Source organism: Streptomyces sp. PA03-3a (genome assembly GCF_033792735.1).
GTDB lineage: Bacteria > Actinomycetota > Actinomycetes > Streptomycetales > Streptomycetaceae > Actinacidiphila.
The window spans coordinates 277,924-291,292 of the sequence record NZ_JARAVM010000005.1 but is presented as its reverse complement, the minus strand read 5'-3'; the positions used below and the strand labels follow the sequence as shown (position 1 = coordinate 291,292).

Sequence of the window (13,369 nt, the reverse complement as noted above, 5' to 3'; positions counted from 1 at the left end):
CCCCCGCTGCCCGTCGGCAACCCCGCCCCGGCACACCGGTGTCGATCGAGCCGGCCATCACCCCCGACTCCGGCCGGACACCACGCACGGCCGGCCCGGCCGCCGCCGAGGCCCCGGCATCGGCAACCCCCGCCTCGCCCGCCCCGGTCACCCACCGTTCCGGCGCGGCCGTCCGGCCCCGGCGGGCGATCGTGCCCGCTGGCAGCGACGAGCACCCCCTCCGCCGAGGCCCCCGAAACGGCGGCGGCTCCGGCCGCTTGCGGGCGCTGCGACGGCGGCCGGAACGCGCCGGGCAGGCCGGCGCCGCGGGCCCGCGGCCTTCGGGCCGGGCGCGCGGGCCGCACGCCGGGGCGTGGTGGCTGTGGGCGCTGGGCCTCTCCACCGCCGCGTCGCGGACGACGAATCCGGCGCTGCTCGCGCTGCTCGCCGCCGTCGCCGGTTACGTCGTGGCCGTGTGCCGGGTGCCGGACACGCCCTGGTCGCGGTCGTACGCCGCGTTCCTGCGCCTGGGCCTGGTGGTCGTCGCCATCCGGCTCGCCTTCGCCGTCGTCCTGGGCTCGCCGATCCCCGGCACGCACACCGTGCTGACCCTCCCCGAAGTGCCGCTCCCCCATTGGGCGCAGGGCGTCCGCCTCGGCGGGCGGGTGACCGCCGAGGGGCTGTGGTTCGCCTTCCGCGAGGGCATGCGGCTGGCCACCCTCCTGGCGTGCCTCGGTGCCGCGAACGCCCTGGCCAACCCGGCCAGGCTGCTGAAGTCGCTGCCCGGCGTCCTGTACGAGGCGGGCGTCGCCGTGGTCGTCGCGATGACGTTCGCGCCCCATCTGGTCGCCGACGTGCGGCGGCTGCGGACGGCCCGCAGACTGCGGGGCCGCACGGAGAAGGGCGTGCGGGCGCTGCTCCAGGTCGGCCTGCCCGTGCTCGAGGGCGCCCTGGAGCGTTCCGTCGCCCGCGCGGCCGCCATGGACGCCCGCGGTTACGGACGCACCGCCGCGGTGCCGCCCGCCGTGCGCCGGGCGACCGCCGCGCTCACCCTCGGCGGCCTGCTCGGACTGTGCGCGGGCACGTACGCGCTGCTGGCCGCCACGGGAGCCGCGTACGGCCTGCCGCTGCTGCTTGCCGGACTGGCCGCCGCCGTCGCCGGGCTGCGGCTCGGCGGGCGCCGCTCCGTCCGTACCCGCTACCGCCCCGACCGCTGGGACGCGACGGCATGGCTGATCACCGCCTCGGGGGTGGCCGTCGCCGCGCTGACGGTCTGGGCCGCCGCCGCCTCCCCCGCCGGCCTGGACCCGCCCGTGGTGCCGCTGACCGCGCCCTCGCTGCCGCTGTGGCCCGCGGCCGCCGTCCTGCTCGGACTGCTGCCCGCACACCTGAAGGGAGCCCGCCCGTGATCCGCTTCGAGCAGGTCTCCGTCACGTACGACGGCGCCGCCGGACCCGCCGTCTCCGGTGTCGACCTGACCGTCCCCGAGGGCGAACTCTGCCTGGTCGTCGGGCCCTCCGGCACGGGCAAGTCCACGCTGCTGGGCGCTGTCTCCGGCCTCGTGCCGCACTTCACGGGAGGCGTCCTCACCGGCCGGGTCACCGTCGCCGGGCACGACACCCGCACCCACCGTCCGCGCGAACTCGCCCATGTCGTCGGCACCGTGGGCCAGGACCCGCTCGCGCACTTCGTCACCGACACCGTCGAGGACGAACTCGCCTACGGCATGGAGTCGATCGGCCTCGCCCCCGACGTGATGCGCCGCCGCGTCGAGGAGACCCTCGACCTGCTCGGCCTCGCCGACCTGCGCGACCGCCCGATCGGCACCCTCTCCGGCGGGCAGCAGCAGCGCGTCGCCATCGGCTCGGTCCTCACCGTCCATCCGCGGGTGCTGGTGCTGGACGAGCCGACGTCCGCGCTCGACCCCGCCGCGGCCGAGGAGGTGCTCGCCGTCCTGCAGCGGCTCGTCCACGACCTGGGGACGACCGTGCTGATGGCCGAGCACCGCCTGGAGCGGGTCGTGCAGTACGCCGACCAGGTCGTCCTCCTCCCCGGCGCGGGCGCCGCCCCGGTCTCCGGTCCGCCGGCCGAGGTCATGGCGCTCTCGCCGGTGCGTCCGCCGGTCGTCGCCCTCGGCCGCCTCGCGGGCTGGTCCCCGCTGCCGCTGTCGGTGCGCGACGCCCGCCGCGTCGCCGCCCCGCTGCGCGAGCGCCTCGCCGGCCGCACCCCGCCCGCGCCGCCCGGGCCCGCCACCGGCGAGCCCGTCGCCGCCGTCTCCCGGCTCACCGTCCGCCGCGGCCGCGTCGAGGCGCTGCGCGGGGTGGACCTGGCCGTACGTCCCGGCGAGACCGTGGCCCTCATGGGCCGCAACGGCGCGGGCAAGTCGACCCTGCTGTCCACCCTTGCCGGGATGCGGGCGCCCACCTCGGGCAGCGTGGACGTCGGCGGCCTGGAGCCGTCCCGCGCCCGGCCCGCGGAGCTGATCCGCCGCGTGGGCCTCGTCCCGCAGGACCCCCGGGACCTGCTGTACGCCGACACCGTCGCCGCCGAGTGCGCCACCGCCGACGCCGACGCCCGCGCCACCCCCGGCACCTGCCGCGCCCTGGTCGGCGAGCTGCTGCCCGGGGTCGCCGACGGCACCCACCCGCGCGACCTGTCCGAGGGGCAGCGCCTGGCGCTCGCCCTCGCCGTCGTGCTGACCGCCCGGCCCTCGCTGATCCTGCTCGACGAGCCGACCCGCGGCCTGGACTACGCCGCCAAGGCCCGGCTCGCCGCGCACCTGCGCACGCTCGCGGCGGACGGCCACGCCGTCGTCCTGGCCACCCACGACGTCGAACTCGCCGCCGAACTCGCCCACCGCGTCGTCGTCCTCGCCGACGGCGACCTCGTCGCGGACGGTCCCACCGCCGAGGTCGTGGTCTCCTCCCCCGCCTTCGCCCCGCAGGTGGCCAAGGTGCTCGGCCCGCTGCCGTGGCTGACGGTCGGCCAGGTCGGGGCGGCCCTGGCGGGAACGGCGTGACCGCGCGTCCGCCGCGCGCCGTCCGGCTGGGCGGGCGGGCCGTCGCCGCGCTGACGCTGGTCTCCGCGATCGGCGTCGCCGCGTTCGGCTGGCCGCTGCTCGCCGACCCTGGCTCCGGGCTCGCCCACAGCGAGGACGCGCCTTGGCTGTTCGCCCTGCTGCTGCCGCTGCTGCTCGCCGTCGTCATGGCGACGATCGCCGACGACGAGGACGGCCTGAGCGCCAAGTCCGTCGCCATGCTGGGCGTGCTGGCCGCCGCGGGCGCGGCCCTACGCCCGCTCGGCGGCGGCACGGCGGGCATCGAGCCGATGTTCTTCCTCGTCGTGCTGTCCGGCCGGGTGCTCGGCCCCGGCTTCGGCTTCTCCCTGGGGGCGCTGACGATGTTCGCCTCGGCCCTGCTCACGGGCGGGGTCGGGCCGTGGATGCCGTTCCAGATGCTCTCGATGGGCTGGGTGGCCCTCGGCGCGGGCCTGCTCCCCGGCGCCGCCCGGCTGCGTGGCAGGGGCGAACTCGTCCTCCTCGCCGGGTACGGGGCGGTGTCCTCGATCGCGTACGGCACGGTCATGAACCTGCAGGGCTGGCCGTATCTCGGCGGCGCGTCCTCCGGGGTCTCCTTCGTGCCGGGCGACCCGCTCCCGGACAACCTCGCCCGCTTCGTCGCGTACTGCCTGGCCACCTCGCTGGGCTGGGACGTCCCGCGTGCCGTGCTCACGGCGGTCCTCGTCCTCACCCTGGGCCCGTTCGTGCTGCGCGCCCTGCGGCGGGCCACCCGGCGCGCCGCGTTCGGCGCGCCGGTGGCGTTCGGCGAGGGGGACGCGCCCGGTGGGCCCGGTGCGCCCGGCGTGCCGCCTCCGTCGCGCTGACGGTCCGAGGCCGCGAGCGGGCAGGCCCTCGCCGGAGGGCGGGCGCACCCCGCCGGGTCAGATCCGCTGGATGATCGTGCCCGTGGCGAGCGCCCCGCCCGCGCACATCACGATCAACGCGAACTCCTTGTCGGAGCGCTCCAGTTCGTGCAGCGCCGTGGTGATCAGCCGGGCCCCGGTGGCGCCCACGGGCCCCCGTTGACGTTGACCTTCTCCAGGTCCTGGTCGAAGACCTGCGCCCAGGACAGCACCACCGAGGCGAAGGCCTCGTTGACCTCGACGAGGTCGATGTCGTTCAGCGTCATGCCGGCCTTGCCGAGCACCGTGCGCGTCGCGTCGATCGGTCCGTCCAGGTGGTAGTGCGTGTCCGCGCCGACCAGCGCCTGCGCCACGATCCGGGCCCGCGGCCGCAGTCTCAGCGCCCGCGCCGTCCGCTGGGACGCCCACATCACGGCCGCCGCGCCGTCCGAGATCTGCGAGGAGTTCCCCGCGGTGTGCACGGCCGTCGGCCTGATCACCTTCAGCCCGCCCAGCGCCTCCCTGCTGGTGTCGCGCAGGCCCTCGTCACGGTCGACCAGCCGCCACATGCCCTGGCCGGCGAGCTGCTCGTCCTGCGTCGTGGGCACCTGCAGGGCGAAGGTCTCCCGCTTGAAGCGCTCCTCGGCCCAGGCCCGCCCCGCCCGCTCCTGCGACAGCAGCCCGAGCCGGTCCACGTGCTCCCGGGTCAGCCCGCGGCGCCGGGCGATGCGCGTCGGCATCTTCTACGCCTCCGCCAACCACGACCCCGAGGTCTTCACGTCCCCCGACACTTTCGACATCACCCGCGACCCCAACCCCCACCTGGGGTTCGGTGGTGGCGGCCCCCACTTCTGCCTCGGCGCCAGCCTCGCCCGACTGGAGATCGACCTCGTCTTCAACGCCATCGCCGACACCCTCCCCGCCATCCGCCTCGCGGCCGAGCCCCGCCGCCTCCGCTCCCCCTGCCTCAGCGGCGTGAAGGAACTCCGTGTGACCTACACCTGACGCCGCGCGTGCGTTTACCGGTCACCGGGTATGGCAGGGTAGGGTGTGCTTTCGCGTGTCCAGCGGGCGTGTAGCTCAGCGGTAGAGCGCTGCCCTTACAAGGCAGATGTCGGCGGTTCGAAACCGTCCACGCCCACCAGCCCCAGCGCATGGCAAAGGCCCAGGTCGTCCGGTGTGAGTCCGGATGCCTGGGCCTTGATCTTTTGCCGCCCGTGAGGGCCGCCGTGCCACTTACGTGCCAGATGGATCGGCGTCGGTCCCCTTCACCCGCCGGATCTGGTCGTCCACGTGCCCGGCGATCTCGTGGTCGCGGCCGTTGACGAGGTGCTGGTAGATCAGTGCCGCCCGCACCGACGAGTGCCCCATGCGGTGCATCAGCTCTCGCGTGGAGGCCCCGCCCGTCGCGGCGAGGGTGTTGCCGGTGTGCCGCAGATCGTGGAAGTGGACGTCCCCGAGGCCGGCCGCGCCGATGGCCCGCAGCCAGATCCCCCGGAAGTTGTTCCGCCGAAGCACTCCCCCGCGCGGCCCGACGAAGACTCGACCCGTGCGGCCGGGCTCGGCGTAGTCGGCCAGGTGGCCCGCCAGCTCGACCGTGAGAGACGCGGGGAACGCCACGGTGCGCACGCCGGCCGCGGACTTGGGAGCCTTGACCGTCAGTCCGTCCGACCGGGTCTCGGCGACCGACCGGCGGACCGTGATGGCGCGTCGGTCCAGGTCCACGTCCCAGCGCTGGAGGCCGGCCAGCTCCCCGAAGCGCAACGCGGTGAAGGCCGCGAGCAGGATCATCACTCGGTAGCGCTCAGGCACGGCGTCCGCGAGCCGGAAGACTTCCGCCACCGACAGGAACGGTCGCTCGGCACTCGGTGCGGTGGCACCACCCTTGACCCGGCACGGATTGCGCTGAACCAGGCCGTCGTCCACGGCGGTGTTCATGATGGCGCGGAGGATCTGATACGCCTTGGCCACGGTCGCCCCGCCGACGCCCTGGTCAAGGAGGGTAGTCCGCCAACGCCGTACCAGCGGGGTGGTGATGTCCCTCAGCAGCACCGCGCGGAAGGTCGGCAGGATGTGCAAGTTCAGCGCGCTCGCGTTCCGTTCGCGGGTGGTGGCCGCATAGTCGCGGTCCTTGAACCAGGTCTCGGCGTACTCACCGAACGGGATCTTGACGTCGGGGTTCTGCCAGTCGCCGTCGAGGATCTTGGCCTCTTGCTTCACCAGCCAGCGGTCTGCATCGGTCTGACTGGCGAAGGTCTTGTCCGCCGTCCGCATCAGCCCGTCCGGGCCCCGATAGCGCGCCTGGAAACGCCCCGAAGGCAGCTTCCGCACCGACCCGAAGCGACGACGGCGCCCCTTGGAATTCGCCATCAGGCCACCGCCCTCAGCCGCGCCGAGCCGCTCGTGACCGGCTGGACCGTGTGATCCGCGATGAAGGCTTCGACCGCGCTCTCAGGGATGCGGACATGGCGGCCGACCTTGACGAACGTGATGCGGCGCTCGGCGATCAGCCGTCGCGGGAAGCGCACCGAGGTTCCGAGCATCTCGGCCACCTGGTCGACGCTGAGGTATCGGTCCTTCATGCTGCGGCTCCTTCCAAAGCCAGTTGGTCGTGCAGGGCTTCGCGTGCGGTGTCGCGGGTTGAGCTGGAGGTCCCGGGCGATGGACGCGGCGAGGACGGATTCGCCGGGGGTGTGGCCGTGGCCGGCGTATTGCCAGTCAGCCAGGACCAGGACGGTGTCCGGCCCGATGTCCTCCAGGCCGAGGTCCGTGTGCTCTTGGGCGGCCCGGTAGTCGGCTCGTTCCTGGCGGAGGGCGCCGAGGGTGGTGGAGTAGCGGCGGGATTTGGTGGAGAAGTGGCCGCGGAAGCCAAGCATGTGAGCCCAGGCCCACAGCCGCCGGTCGGGGTAGAGGTCGTCGAGGTCGCGACAGGCCTGGATGAGGCGGCGGGCGTGGTCGGGCACGCCGTGGCGGTCGAGTTCCGAGAGTTCGCCGATGCGGCGGTCGAGGGTTCCGGTGTTCTCTGCTGCTTTGGTGGCGTACTTGGCGACGTAGGAGGCGACGGCCTGCTCGGTGATGTCCGAGCCGTCCCCGAACGCCTTCACTGGCCGGACGTCGAGCTGGGCACCCCAGCGGAACGTACGGGCCGATTGGTCACCGGCAGCGGGGACGGTGATCGAGGTGTAGGAGTGGTGGGCCGCAGCCCGAACTGCGTCCTCGAGTAACCGTGTGGTGGCCCACGACGGGGGCTCTGTGTCGGGACCTTCGGGGCCGTCGAGCCGGATGACGGCGTGGAAGTGGACGGCGCCGCGCTTCTGGAACTCGGCGACCTTGCCGAAGGAAACCCGCAGGACCTCTGCCATGGCCCGTTGGGAGAGGCCAGCGCGGGCAGCGATCTCGCGGCGGAGCCGGTTGGTGAAGCGCTGCCACAGCTGCCCGGCATGGTTGTTGAACAACACCGCCCCCGCATAGTCGTAGGTGACCGGGTCGAGCGCGGTCCCCAGCGCCGCATCGTCGGCCGCATGTCGGGTGCCGCAGCGGCAGCGTCCGGTGTCGGGCCGGTTGTGGACGCGCCCGAACGACGGAGCCGTGAGGGTGGCGAAGACCCGCGGGTGATCCCGCACGGTGGCGGGGATGTCGCGGCGCTGGTCTCCGGCGAGGCCGGCGCGGATGAGGTGGTAGGTGTCGCCGGCGTAGGTCCAGGCGCACGAGGGGCAGCGCGAGGCCCGCCGGTTGCCGCACGCGATGCGGAGCCGTCCGCCGGGCTCGTGTTCGGTGGAGTAGTGATGCAGCGTCTCGCCGGTGATCTTGTCTTTGGTGAGGGTCCAGCCGGTCAGGTGGATGGGGTCGGAGCAGCCGCCGGTGCGGCGGATCTGGTCTTCCCAGCGGTGGAAGCCCTGGGACCCGGCCACCCGCAGCAGGTCGGTCAGGGTGGTCGGGTCCAGGCCCGCGAGGGTCGCGGTGTCAGGCACGGGCGCCCTCCGGCGTCCGAGCGGGGCGCAGGATGCCGGCGCCACGGCAGGCCGGGCAGTGGACGGTGAGGGTGCGCAGGTGGCCGTGCCGGTCGCGGTCGCCGAGGGTGATGGCGGCGGAGGCGAAGCCGTCGCAGGCCGGGCAGATCCGTGCCGGGGGCGGTGTCGGGTGGGTCATGATGGGGGTTCCTTCCGGATCTCTGGTTCGGGCAGGGGCACGGCTCCCGGGGCGGGCGATACTTGGCGGTTGTGACCGCCCCGGGGGCCGGTCAGCGGTGCTTGTGCTGGCCGTGGAGCAGCGAGCGCAGGACCACGGCGCAGACGGCCACCGAGGCGGCGGTGACGGCGACCGCCAGCAGCAGCGAGACCAGGACGGCGCCGACGACCAGGACCACGGCCGTGCCGCCGCCGACGAGCGCGACCAGGGCGCCCGGGGTGAGCTGCACGACGGGCCGGGACGCCACCGGAGCCGGGGCCGCGGGGACCGGCGAGGGAGCCGGGGCCGGGGTGTGCTGGACGAGGCCGGCGGCGGGCTCAACCGGCAACGGGATCGGCACACCGGTCGGGGTCGGGTTGGTCGGGATCTTCGGGCGGAGCATGAGCGGTCTCCCTACTTCTCGATGAGGGTGTCGATGACGGGGGCAAGGAGGCTGTCGGCGATGAGGTAGCCGCCCAGGAGCAGCACCAGGACCAGCCAGAGCGGTGGGCGGATGAGCTTGCAGCCGAGGTAGCCGACGACGATCAGGGCGAACCAGAGCGGGACGTCCACGGGTCTCGCCTCCTATCGGGCCGTGCAGCGGTGGGTGCGGGCTGCCAGTTGGGCGGCTGACTGGCTGGAGTAATGGGCGGACCAGCCGCAGCGGTCGTTGGTGCACACCGCTGCGTGCTTGGTCTGGCCGTGCCGGTCGCGGTGGGTGCCGATCTGCACGGGGCCGATCCGCATCACGGAGTGGAAGAAGTCGCGAGCAGGCATGACGGTGGTTCTCCTCTCGGGTCAGGTGAGTTGGGCGGCGATGGCATCCGCGAGCTGGGCGGGGACGCCGAGCCGGACGCGCAGGGTGTCGGAGTCGATCCGGTTGCCGGTACGGGTGCGGTGTTCGTCGGCCACCTTCCGGGCGTGGGCCACCAGTGCGGCCGGGACAGCAGGGGTGGCCGGCGGGGGCGCGGGCAGTGCCGGGATGGGCTCGGCTGCGTCGACGGCTTCCGGTTCTGGCTCCGGTGTGGGGGCCCGTTCGACGCTGGTCGTCTCGGCCGCGGCAACGGCTGAGGTTTCCTGGCGTTCGGGAGCGGGGCTCGGGGTGTGCACGAGGAGGGTGCCGCCGAGGAAAGCCAGGGCGGGCCATCTGGCAACGAGGATGCTCAGCCAGTCCGACACGTGGTCCAGGTCGAGGAGCCCGGCGGTGGCGACGTTCGCCCCGAGGGAGGCGGCCAGGGCGACGGCGAACCAGAACCACGCAGCCCGGACCGGCTCCCCGCTCGGGCGCAGGGTCCGCAGCTTGCGCCAGGCGGCAACCAGGAGCAGGTCTACGGAGATGGGGTAGGCCCAGGCTTTCCAGCCGTCTTGCCCGGCCGCGGCAGCCAGGTCGTGCAGGTGGGCGAAGGACAGGGCACCGGCGATCACGGCCTGTACGAGGACGGCGTCCACGCGGAGCTTGCGGGGCATCGTCGGTCTCCTTCCTGTTTTCGGCATGGGAGGGGTAGGGACATGGCGCGAGGCGGTCGTGCCGACGGTCGGGCGGGGAGGGATCAGGCCGCGGCAGGGACGGTCTTGGCCGCCGGGGTGAGGTGGGCAACCAGGGCCGGACGGAACGGCGCGAGTTCGGCGAGGTCGGGGGTGCGGTCGGCGTGCCGGTTGCAGGCGTTGACGGCCTGGCGCAGCGTGGTGTGGGGGGTGCGGATGCGGGCCCATCCGCCGGTGGAGTCGCCGGTCACCGCGATGCCGGGGGTGTCGGGGCGGATTTGGATGGCGGCGAGGACGGCATCGGGGGCGATGTCGCCGAAGGCCATATTCGCGGACGGTTCGTCGTTGACGCGGTGGGCGGTGCGGCCGGTGAGCTGGGCGCGGAGCATGGTGATGCCCTTGCCGAGTTCGGAGCCGAAGCGCTGCCCGCAGATCTCCAGGTAGATGCCGGCCGCGCGGCCGAGCTGGGCGAGCCGGGCCAGTGCGGTGATGATGCGGTCGCGGCGCTTCTCCTCGTCCTTGGTGGTGAACAGGGCGAGTTCGGCGACCTCGTCGACCAGGACCACGACCGGGACCGGGCGCAGGTGGTCGGGCAGGTCCCAGATGTCGGCGGCGATCTCCGCATCGGGCACGTCGGCGGTGATCCGCTGCTCGGCGCGGATGAGCTGGTAGACGGCCTCCATGCGGGCGATGAGGGCGTCGAGGAGGTCGGCGGCGGTGTCGGGGTTGTCGGCCAGCGCGGAGAACCGGCGGGCCAGCGGGAACAGCTCCACACCCTGCTTGCAGTCGATACCCACCAGCGCGACATCCTGCGCGGCCAGTTCGGCGACCAGGTTCCGCTGGTACACCGACTTTCCGGACTTCGTTGCCCCGAGGGTCAGGGCGTGCGGGACGGTGCGGTAGTCGCGGTAGTGGACGGCGCCGTCCTCGCGCAGGGCGACCGGGACCCGCATCGGGGTGCGGTCGATCTTCGCGGGCATCTGCACCCGCTTGAGGACGTCGTATCCGGTCATCCGCAGCTCAACGACACCCGAGCGCAGCTCGCGCGAGGTGACGCCGTACATGCCGAAGGAGTGCCGCAGCCGGTCGCAAGAGGCGGCGACGTCGAAGGCGTCCTGCCCCGGGCGCAGTGCTAACCGCGCCACCAGGCCGGTCCGGGTGGGGCGCAGTCGCAGGATGCGCGGTGCCCGCGAGGTGGGGGCCGGGCGGTTGGTGGCCCGCGCGAGGGCCATGCGCCAGCGGGACGGCGGCACGGTCAGCCCGCACGCTTCCATGACGGTGGTGTAGCGGACGAGGACCCGCAGGACAGCGAGGGTGACACCGAAGGTCAGCCAGTACCAGGCGGGGCGCCGCCACCGCAGGATCAGCGCGGTGGCGACGACCAGCAGCAGCGCGACCGTGAAGCGGGTCATGGCTCAGGCCGCCTTCGCGGCGCCGGCGAGCGAGGTGACCGCAACCGCGCGGAAGCTGATGCCGTGGCGGCGCTGGCCGTTGAACTCGTTCTCCCACGGCCGGGCGATCAGACCGGTGATCGCGACCGGGGTGCCCATCACCAGCTCGCCGGAGATGCCCGGCTCCGGGACGGACACCGACAGGATCTCGACCTCGCCGTTCGCCGCGAAGAAGAAATCACGGCGGGCTGCGCAGAGTTGAGCGAGCGTCAGTCGACAGCGGGGATGCGATAGGTAAAAACGAACTGGTCAGCGGCCATGAGCGTGTCGCACACCTCCACCACCCGCCCATCCACGGTGACCGCGTTACGGATCAGGTGGATCACCGGCGCACCAGGGCTGAGCGCCAGCTCCGAGGACTCCGCCTTGGAAGCCGGCCGAGCTTGCAAGGTCTCGACGTACTCGGCGAACTCGTGCCCGTGGTCTTCGAGTCGGGCGTAAATGCCACCGCCGCCCGGGTTCTCGGCGAACAGCTCGGGGATGTCCTTCGCGACGTCCCACGGCAGGTACGAGGTAGCCGTCTCGACCGGGGTGCCATTGCGGAAGTAGAGACGCCGCCGGGCCAGCACCTTCGCGCCGGCCTCCACACCCAGCCGCTCGGCAATGTCCTCGGGAGCCTCCACGGGGCCGATGTAGAGGACGCTGACCTTCGCCGTTGCGCCGGACTGCTCGGACTCGGCCAGGTATGCAGCCTTGCCGCCCCGGCGGAGCGAGCGGCGGAAGCGGTCCGACGACCGATGCCGCACTGGCGGGCGGTCCTTGACCGTGGAGCCCTTGCCGTGCCGTGTCTCCACAAGGCCGCTCGCGCGAACCTCCGTCATCGCTCTACGGATCGTGCCACCGGAGACGCCGTACCGGTCCATCAGTTCCGACTCGCTCGGCACCGTGTCACCAGGCTTGAGAACGCCCTGCCGGATCTGCAGAACGATCTCATCGGCGATCTCCACATACCGAGGCACCGACCTCTCCCCTCCTACCGCGGTTCCCATAGTCCTTCTCAGCCTCCTATGCTCCTGTACATGAGTAAATCGCAGGGGCCCACACCGACGCCAGCACTGCACTCGGTATCCGTAGCCGGAGCCGTAGTACGCGAGGACGGCCGGCTCCTCGCGATCCGCCGCGCAGACAACGGCACTTGGGAACTCCCCGGCGGCGTCCTCGAACTGAACGAGACCCCCGAGGCCGGCGTCAGCCGTGAGGTCTGGGAAGAGACGGGCATCCACGTCGAGGTGGACCAGCTCACCGGTGTCTACAAGAACACCACCCGCGGCATCGTCGCCCTGGTCTTCCGCTGCAAGCCCTCCGGCGGCACCGAGCGCACCTCCGATGAGTCCACAGCCGTCGACTGGCTCACGCCCGACGAAGTCGCAGAGCGCATGTCCGAGGTCTTCGCGATCCGGCTCCTGGATGCCCTGGACAATGCCGGCCCGCATGTCCGCAGCCACGACGGCAAGCGCCTCACCACGGTCCAATGAACGTCGAGCACAGCCGAAGGATGAGCCGCGACGAGGCAATATCCCTCGTCCAATGCCTCCTGACCGGCGACACAGCCGACGAGGCGCAAGCCTCTGAGCTCCTGACAGCCTTGGAGCGCGGGCTGCGGTGCCCGCACATCTCGGACTACATCTTCTGGGACTTCGACCCTTCGCTGCCGCGGAGAAGATCGTCGACCGAGCCATGGCGTACAAGCCCATCCCTCTTTGAAGTCTGCCGGGTCTCGATCGAGGCGTTACGCCGAGGGATGCCTGACCATCGACCAAGATGATCTTCCAGATAGGGACCGGGCTACCACCCGAACTCAGGCGCTCCGACAACGTCGGCACCGACCTGCGCGGCCAGCCATGCAGCCCGGTCGTCATCTCCAGGACGTGAGTGGATGAAGACCGTGTGCTCGGCGGCCCAGTCAAAGCAGTGGATATCACTGCTGTGGCATGCGATCTCCAACTCCGCGTACTTGTACTCTTCGTCCAGCCCAAGCTCGGGCACGGCAGGCCATTTCATGTCAGACCAGAGGAGGTAGCACTGGGTGACGTCTGCCCAGGTACGCAGCGCTTCCCTGGCCTCTGCAAATGTCCTGGCATCCCCCGAAAAGCTGACTGGCAGACCGACGCCACCCTTCCCGCGAGACTCAATCTCGGCTCCGGGCAGAGCTGCGGTAAGACGCAGCAGATCGTCATCACTGCTCGCCGAGGCATGCAGGAAGCTGCTCGGATTGTGCCAGGACGCAACCGACAGCAGCCTTTCAGCGAGACTCAGCGCCTCCCCGAGATTCGTGGTCCGCAAGACAGGCCACGCACGTGTGTTCCCCATGGCGGCATCCTGTCAGAGCCATCCTCCCTGCGGCACGCGCGACGAAACCGAGGCAGGGACACAGGCACGGATCCCGG

At 72.4% G+C, this 13,369-nt stretch carries 14 protein-coding genes, 1 tRNA gene and 4 pseudogenes; 6 read left to right on the top strand and 13 right to left on the bottom strand.

Annotation, left to right across the window (positions count from 1 at the left end; all coding sequences use genetic code 11):
- Positions 1-38: 38 nt before the first annotated feature.
- From PV342_RS08580 to PV342_RS08570, 3 genes are read left to right on the top strand one after another with little or no spacing between them, the layout of a single operon-like run.
- A complete protein-coding gene (locus PV342_RS08580) occupies positions 39-1,388 on the top strand; it encodes a CbiQ family ECF transporter T component (RefSeq protein ID WP_500316407.1) in 1,350 nt (449 codons plus the stop codon).
- A complete protein-coding gene (locus PV342_RS08575; RefSeq protein ID WP_500316405.1) occupies positions 1,385-2,998 on the top strand; it encodes an ABC transporter ATP-binding protein in 1,614 nt (537 codons plus the stop codon). Before PV342_RS08580 ends, PV342_RS08575 begins: the two co-directional genes overlap by 4 nt.
- Positions 2,950-3,861, top strand: coding sequence for an ECF transporter S component (locus PV342_RS08570; protein ID WP_400802137.1), 912 nt, complete (start codon positions 2,950-2,952; stop codon positions 3,859-3,861). Before PV342_RS08575 ends, PV342_RS08570 begins: the two co-directional genes overlap by 49 nt.
- Positions 3,862-3,918: 57 nt before the next feature.
- Here the strand turns inward: PV342_RS08570 and PV342_RS08565 are convergent.
- Positions 3,919-4,610: pseudogene (locus tag PV342_RS08565) on the bottom strand (thiolase family protein); the annotation flags it as partial.
- Between PV342_RS08565 and PV342_RS08560 the strand changes: the two are divergent.
- Positions 4,606-4,884, top strand: a pseudogene (locus PV342_RS08560) (cytochrome P450); the annotation flags it as partial. The pseudogenes PV342_RS08565 and PV342_RS08560 sit on opposite strands and share 5 nt — an antisense overlap.
- Before the next feature lie 64 nt (positions 4,885-4,948).
- Positions 4,949-5,023 (top strand) — tRNA-Val (locus PV342_RS08555).
- Positions 5,024-5,115: 92 nt separating this feature from the next.
- Here PV342_RS08555 and PV342_RS08550 read toward each other — a convergent pair.
- The 11 genes and pseudogenes from PV342_RS08550 to PV342_RS08500 all read right to left on the bottom strand — a co-directional run bounded on the left by PV342_RS08550 (position 5,116) and on the right by PV342_RS08500 (position 11,971).
- The gene (locus PV342_RS08550) at positions 5,116-6,249 is read right to left on the bottom strand and encodes a tyrosine-type recombinase/integrase (protein ID WP_500316403.1); all 1,134 of its coding nucleotides are present in this window, start codon (positions 6,247-6,249) and stop codon (positions 5,116-5,118) included.
- Positions 6,249-6,461, bottom strand: coding sequence for a helix-turn-helix domain-containing protein (locus PV342_RS08545; RefSeq protein WP_500316401.1), 213 nt, complete (start codon positions 6,459-6,461; stop codon positions 6,249-6,251). Before PV342_RS08545 ends, PV342_RS08550 begins: the two co-directional genes overlap by 1 nt.
- Positions 6,458-7,850 (bottom strand): annotated as a pseudogene (gene repSA / locus PV342_RS08540) (replication initiator protein RepSA). The gene PV342_RS08545 and the pseudogene repSA overlap by 4 nt, the downstream one beginning before the upstream one ends.
- Positions 7,843-8,028, bottom strand: coding sequence for a hypothetical protein (locus PV342_RS08535; RefSeq protein WP_500316399.1), 186 nt, complete (start codon positions 8,026-8,028; stop codon positions 7,843-7,845). Before PV342_RS08535 ends, repSA begins: the two are co-directional and overlap by 8 nt.
- 91 nt (positions 8,029-8,119) lie before the next feature.
- Positions 8,120-8,449 (bottom strand): SpdD-like protein, encoded by a 330-nt coding sequence (locus PV342_RS08530; protein WP_500316398.1) that lies wholly within the window; start codon positions 8,447-8,449, stop codon positions 8,120-8,122.
- 11 nt (positions 8,450-8,460) lie between these two features.
- A complete protein-coding gene (locus tag PV342_RS08525; RefSeq protein ID WP_319159123.1) occupies positions 8,461-8,619 on the bottom strand; it encodes a hypothetical protein in 159 nt (52 codons plus the stop codon).
- 12 nt (positions 8,620-8,631) lie between these two features.
- Positions 8,632-8,823, bottom strand: a complete 192-nt coding sequence (locus PV342_RS08520; RefSeq protein WP_500316396.1) for a mobile element transfer protein — start codon at positions 8,821-8,823, stop codon at positions 8,632-8,634.
- A 21-nt stretch (positions 8,824-8,844) separates the two neighbouring features.
- Complete coding sequence (locus tag PV342_RS08515) at positions 8,845-9,513, bottom strand: DUF2637 domain-containing protein (protein WP_500316394.1); 669 nt, start codon at positions 9,511-9,513, stop codon at positions 8,845-8,847.
- An 83-nt stretch (positions 9,514-9,596) separates the two neighbouring features.
- Entirely contained in the window at positions 9,597-10,943 is a 1,347-nt protein-coding gene (locus PV342_RS08510) for an FtsK/SpoIIIE domain-containing protein (protein ID WP_500316392.1), read from the bottom strand.
- Positions 10,944-10,946: 3 nt separating this feature from the next.
- Positions 10,947-11,162: pseudogene (locus tag PV342_RS08505) on the bottom strand (SCO3933 family regulatory protein); the annotation flags it as partial.
- A 29-nt stretch (positions 11,163-11,191) separates the two neighbouring features.
- Positions 11,192-11,971, bottom strand: coding sequence for a GntR family transcriptional regulator (locus PV342_RS08500; RefSeq protein ID WP_500316390.1), 780 nt, complete (start codon positions 11,969-11,971; stop codon positions 11,192-11,194).
- An 18-nt stretch (positions 11,972-11,989) separates the two neighbouring features.
- On the opposite strand from PV342_RS08500, the gene PV342_RS08495 reads away from it, so the two are divergent.
- Positions 11,990-12,457 carry an NUDIX hydrolase gene (locus PV342_RS08495; protein WP_500316388.1) on the top strand — a complete coding sequence of 156 codons (468 nt, stop codon included), beginning with the start codon at positions 11,990-11,992 and terminating at the stop codon, positions 12,455-12,457.
- A gap of 310 nt (positions 12,458-12,767) precedes the next feature.
- Here PV342_RS08495 and PV342_RS08490 read toward each other — a convergent pair whose 3' ends face one another.
- A complete protein-coding gene (locus PV342_RS08490; protein WP_500316387.1) occupies positions 12,768-13,292 on the bottom strand; it encodes a hypothetical protein in 525 nt (174 codons plus the stop codon).
- Between the last annotated feature and the right edge of the window lie 77 nt (positions 13,293-13,369).

What these genes read in the sequence shown, in the direction of transcription:
- PV342_RS08500 (WP_500316390.1), bottom strand. Translation starts at nt 11,971, where the DNA reads ATGGGAACCGCGGTAGGAGGGGAGAGGTCGGTGCCTCGGTATGTGGAG.
- PV342_RS08495 (WP_500316388.1), top strand. Translation starts at nt 11,990, where the DNA reads ATGCTCCTGTACATGAGTAAATCGCAGGGGCCCACACCGACGCCAGCA.
- PV342_RS08515 (WP_500316394.1), bottom strand. Translation starts at nt 9,513, where the DNA reads ATGCCCCGCAAGCTCCGCGTGGACGCCGTCCTCGTACAGGCCGTGATC.
- PV342_RS08550 (WP_500316403.1), bottom strand. Translation starts at nt 6,249, where the DNA reads ATGGCGAATTCCAAGGGGCGCCGTCGTCGCTTCGGGTCGGTGCGGAAG.
- PV342_RS08545 (WP_500316401.1), bottom strand. Translation starts at nt 6,461, where the DNA reads ATGAAGGACCGATACCTCAGCGTCGACCAGGTGGCCGAGATGCTCGGA.
- PV342_RS08490 (WP_500316387.1), bottom strand. Translation starts at nt 13,292, where the DNA reads ATGGGGAACACACGTGCGTGGCCTGTCTTGCGGACCACGAATCTCGGG.
- PV342_RS08510 (WP_500316392.1), bottom strand. Translation starts at nt 10,943, where the DNA reads ATGACCCGCTTCACGGTCGCGCTGCTGCTGGTCGTCGCCACCGCGCTG.
- PV342_RS08530 (WP_500316398.1), bottom strand. Translation starts at nt 8,449, where the DNA reads ATGCTCCGCCCGAAGATCCCGACCAACCCGACCCCGACCGGTGTGCCG.
- PV342_RS08520 (WP_500316396.1), bottom strand. Translation starts at nt 8,823, where the DNA reads ATGCCTGCTCGCGACTTCTTCCACTCCGTGATGCGGATCGGCCCCGTG.
- PV342_RS08535 (WP_500316399.1), bottom strand. Translation starts at nt 8,028, where the DNA reads ATGACCCACCCGACACCGCCCCCGGCACGGATCTGCCCGGCCTGCGAC.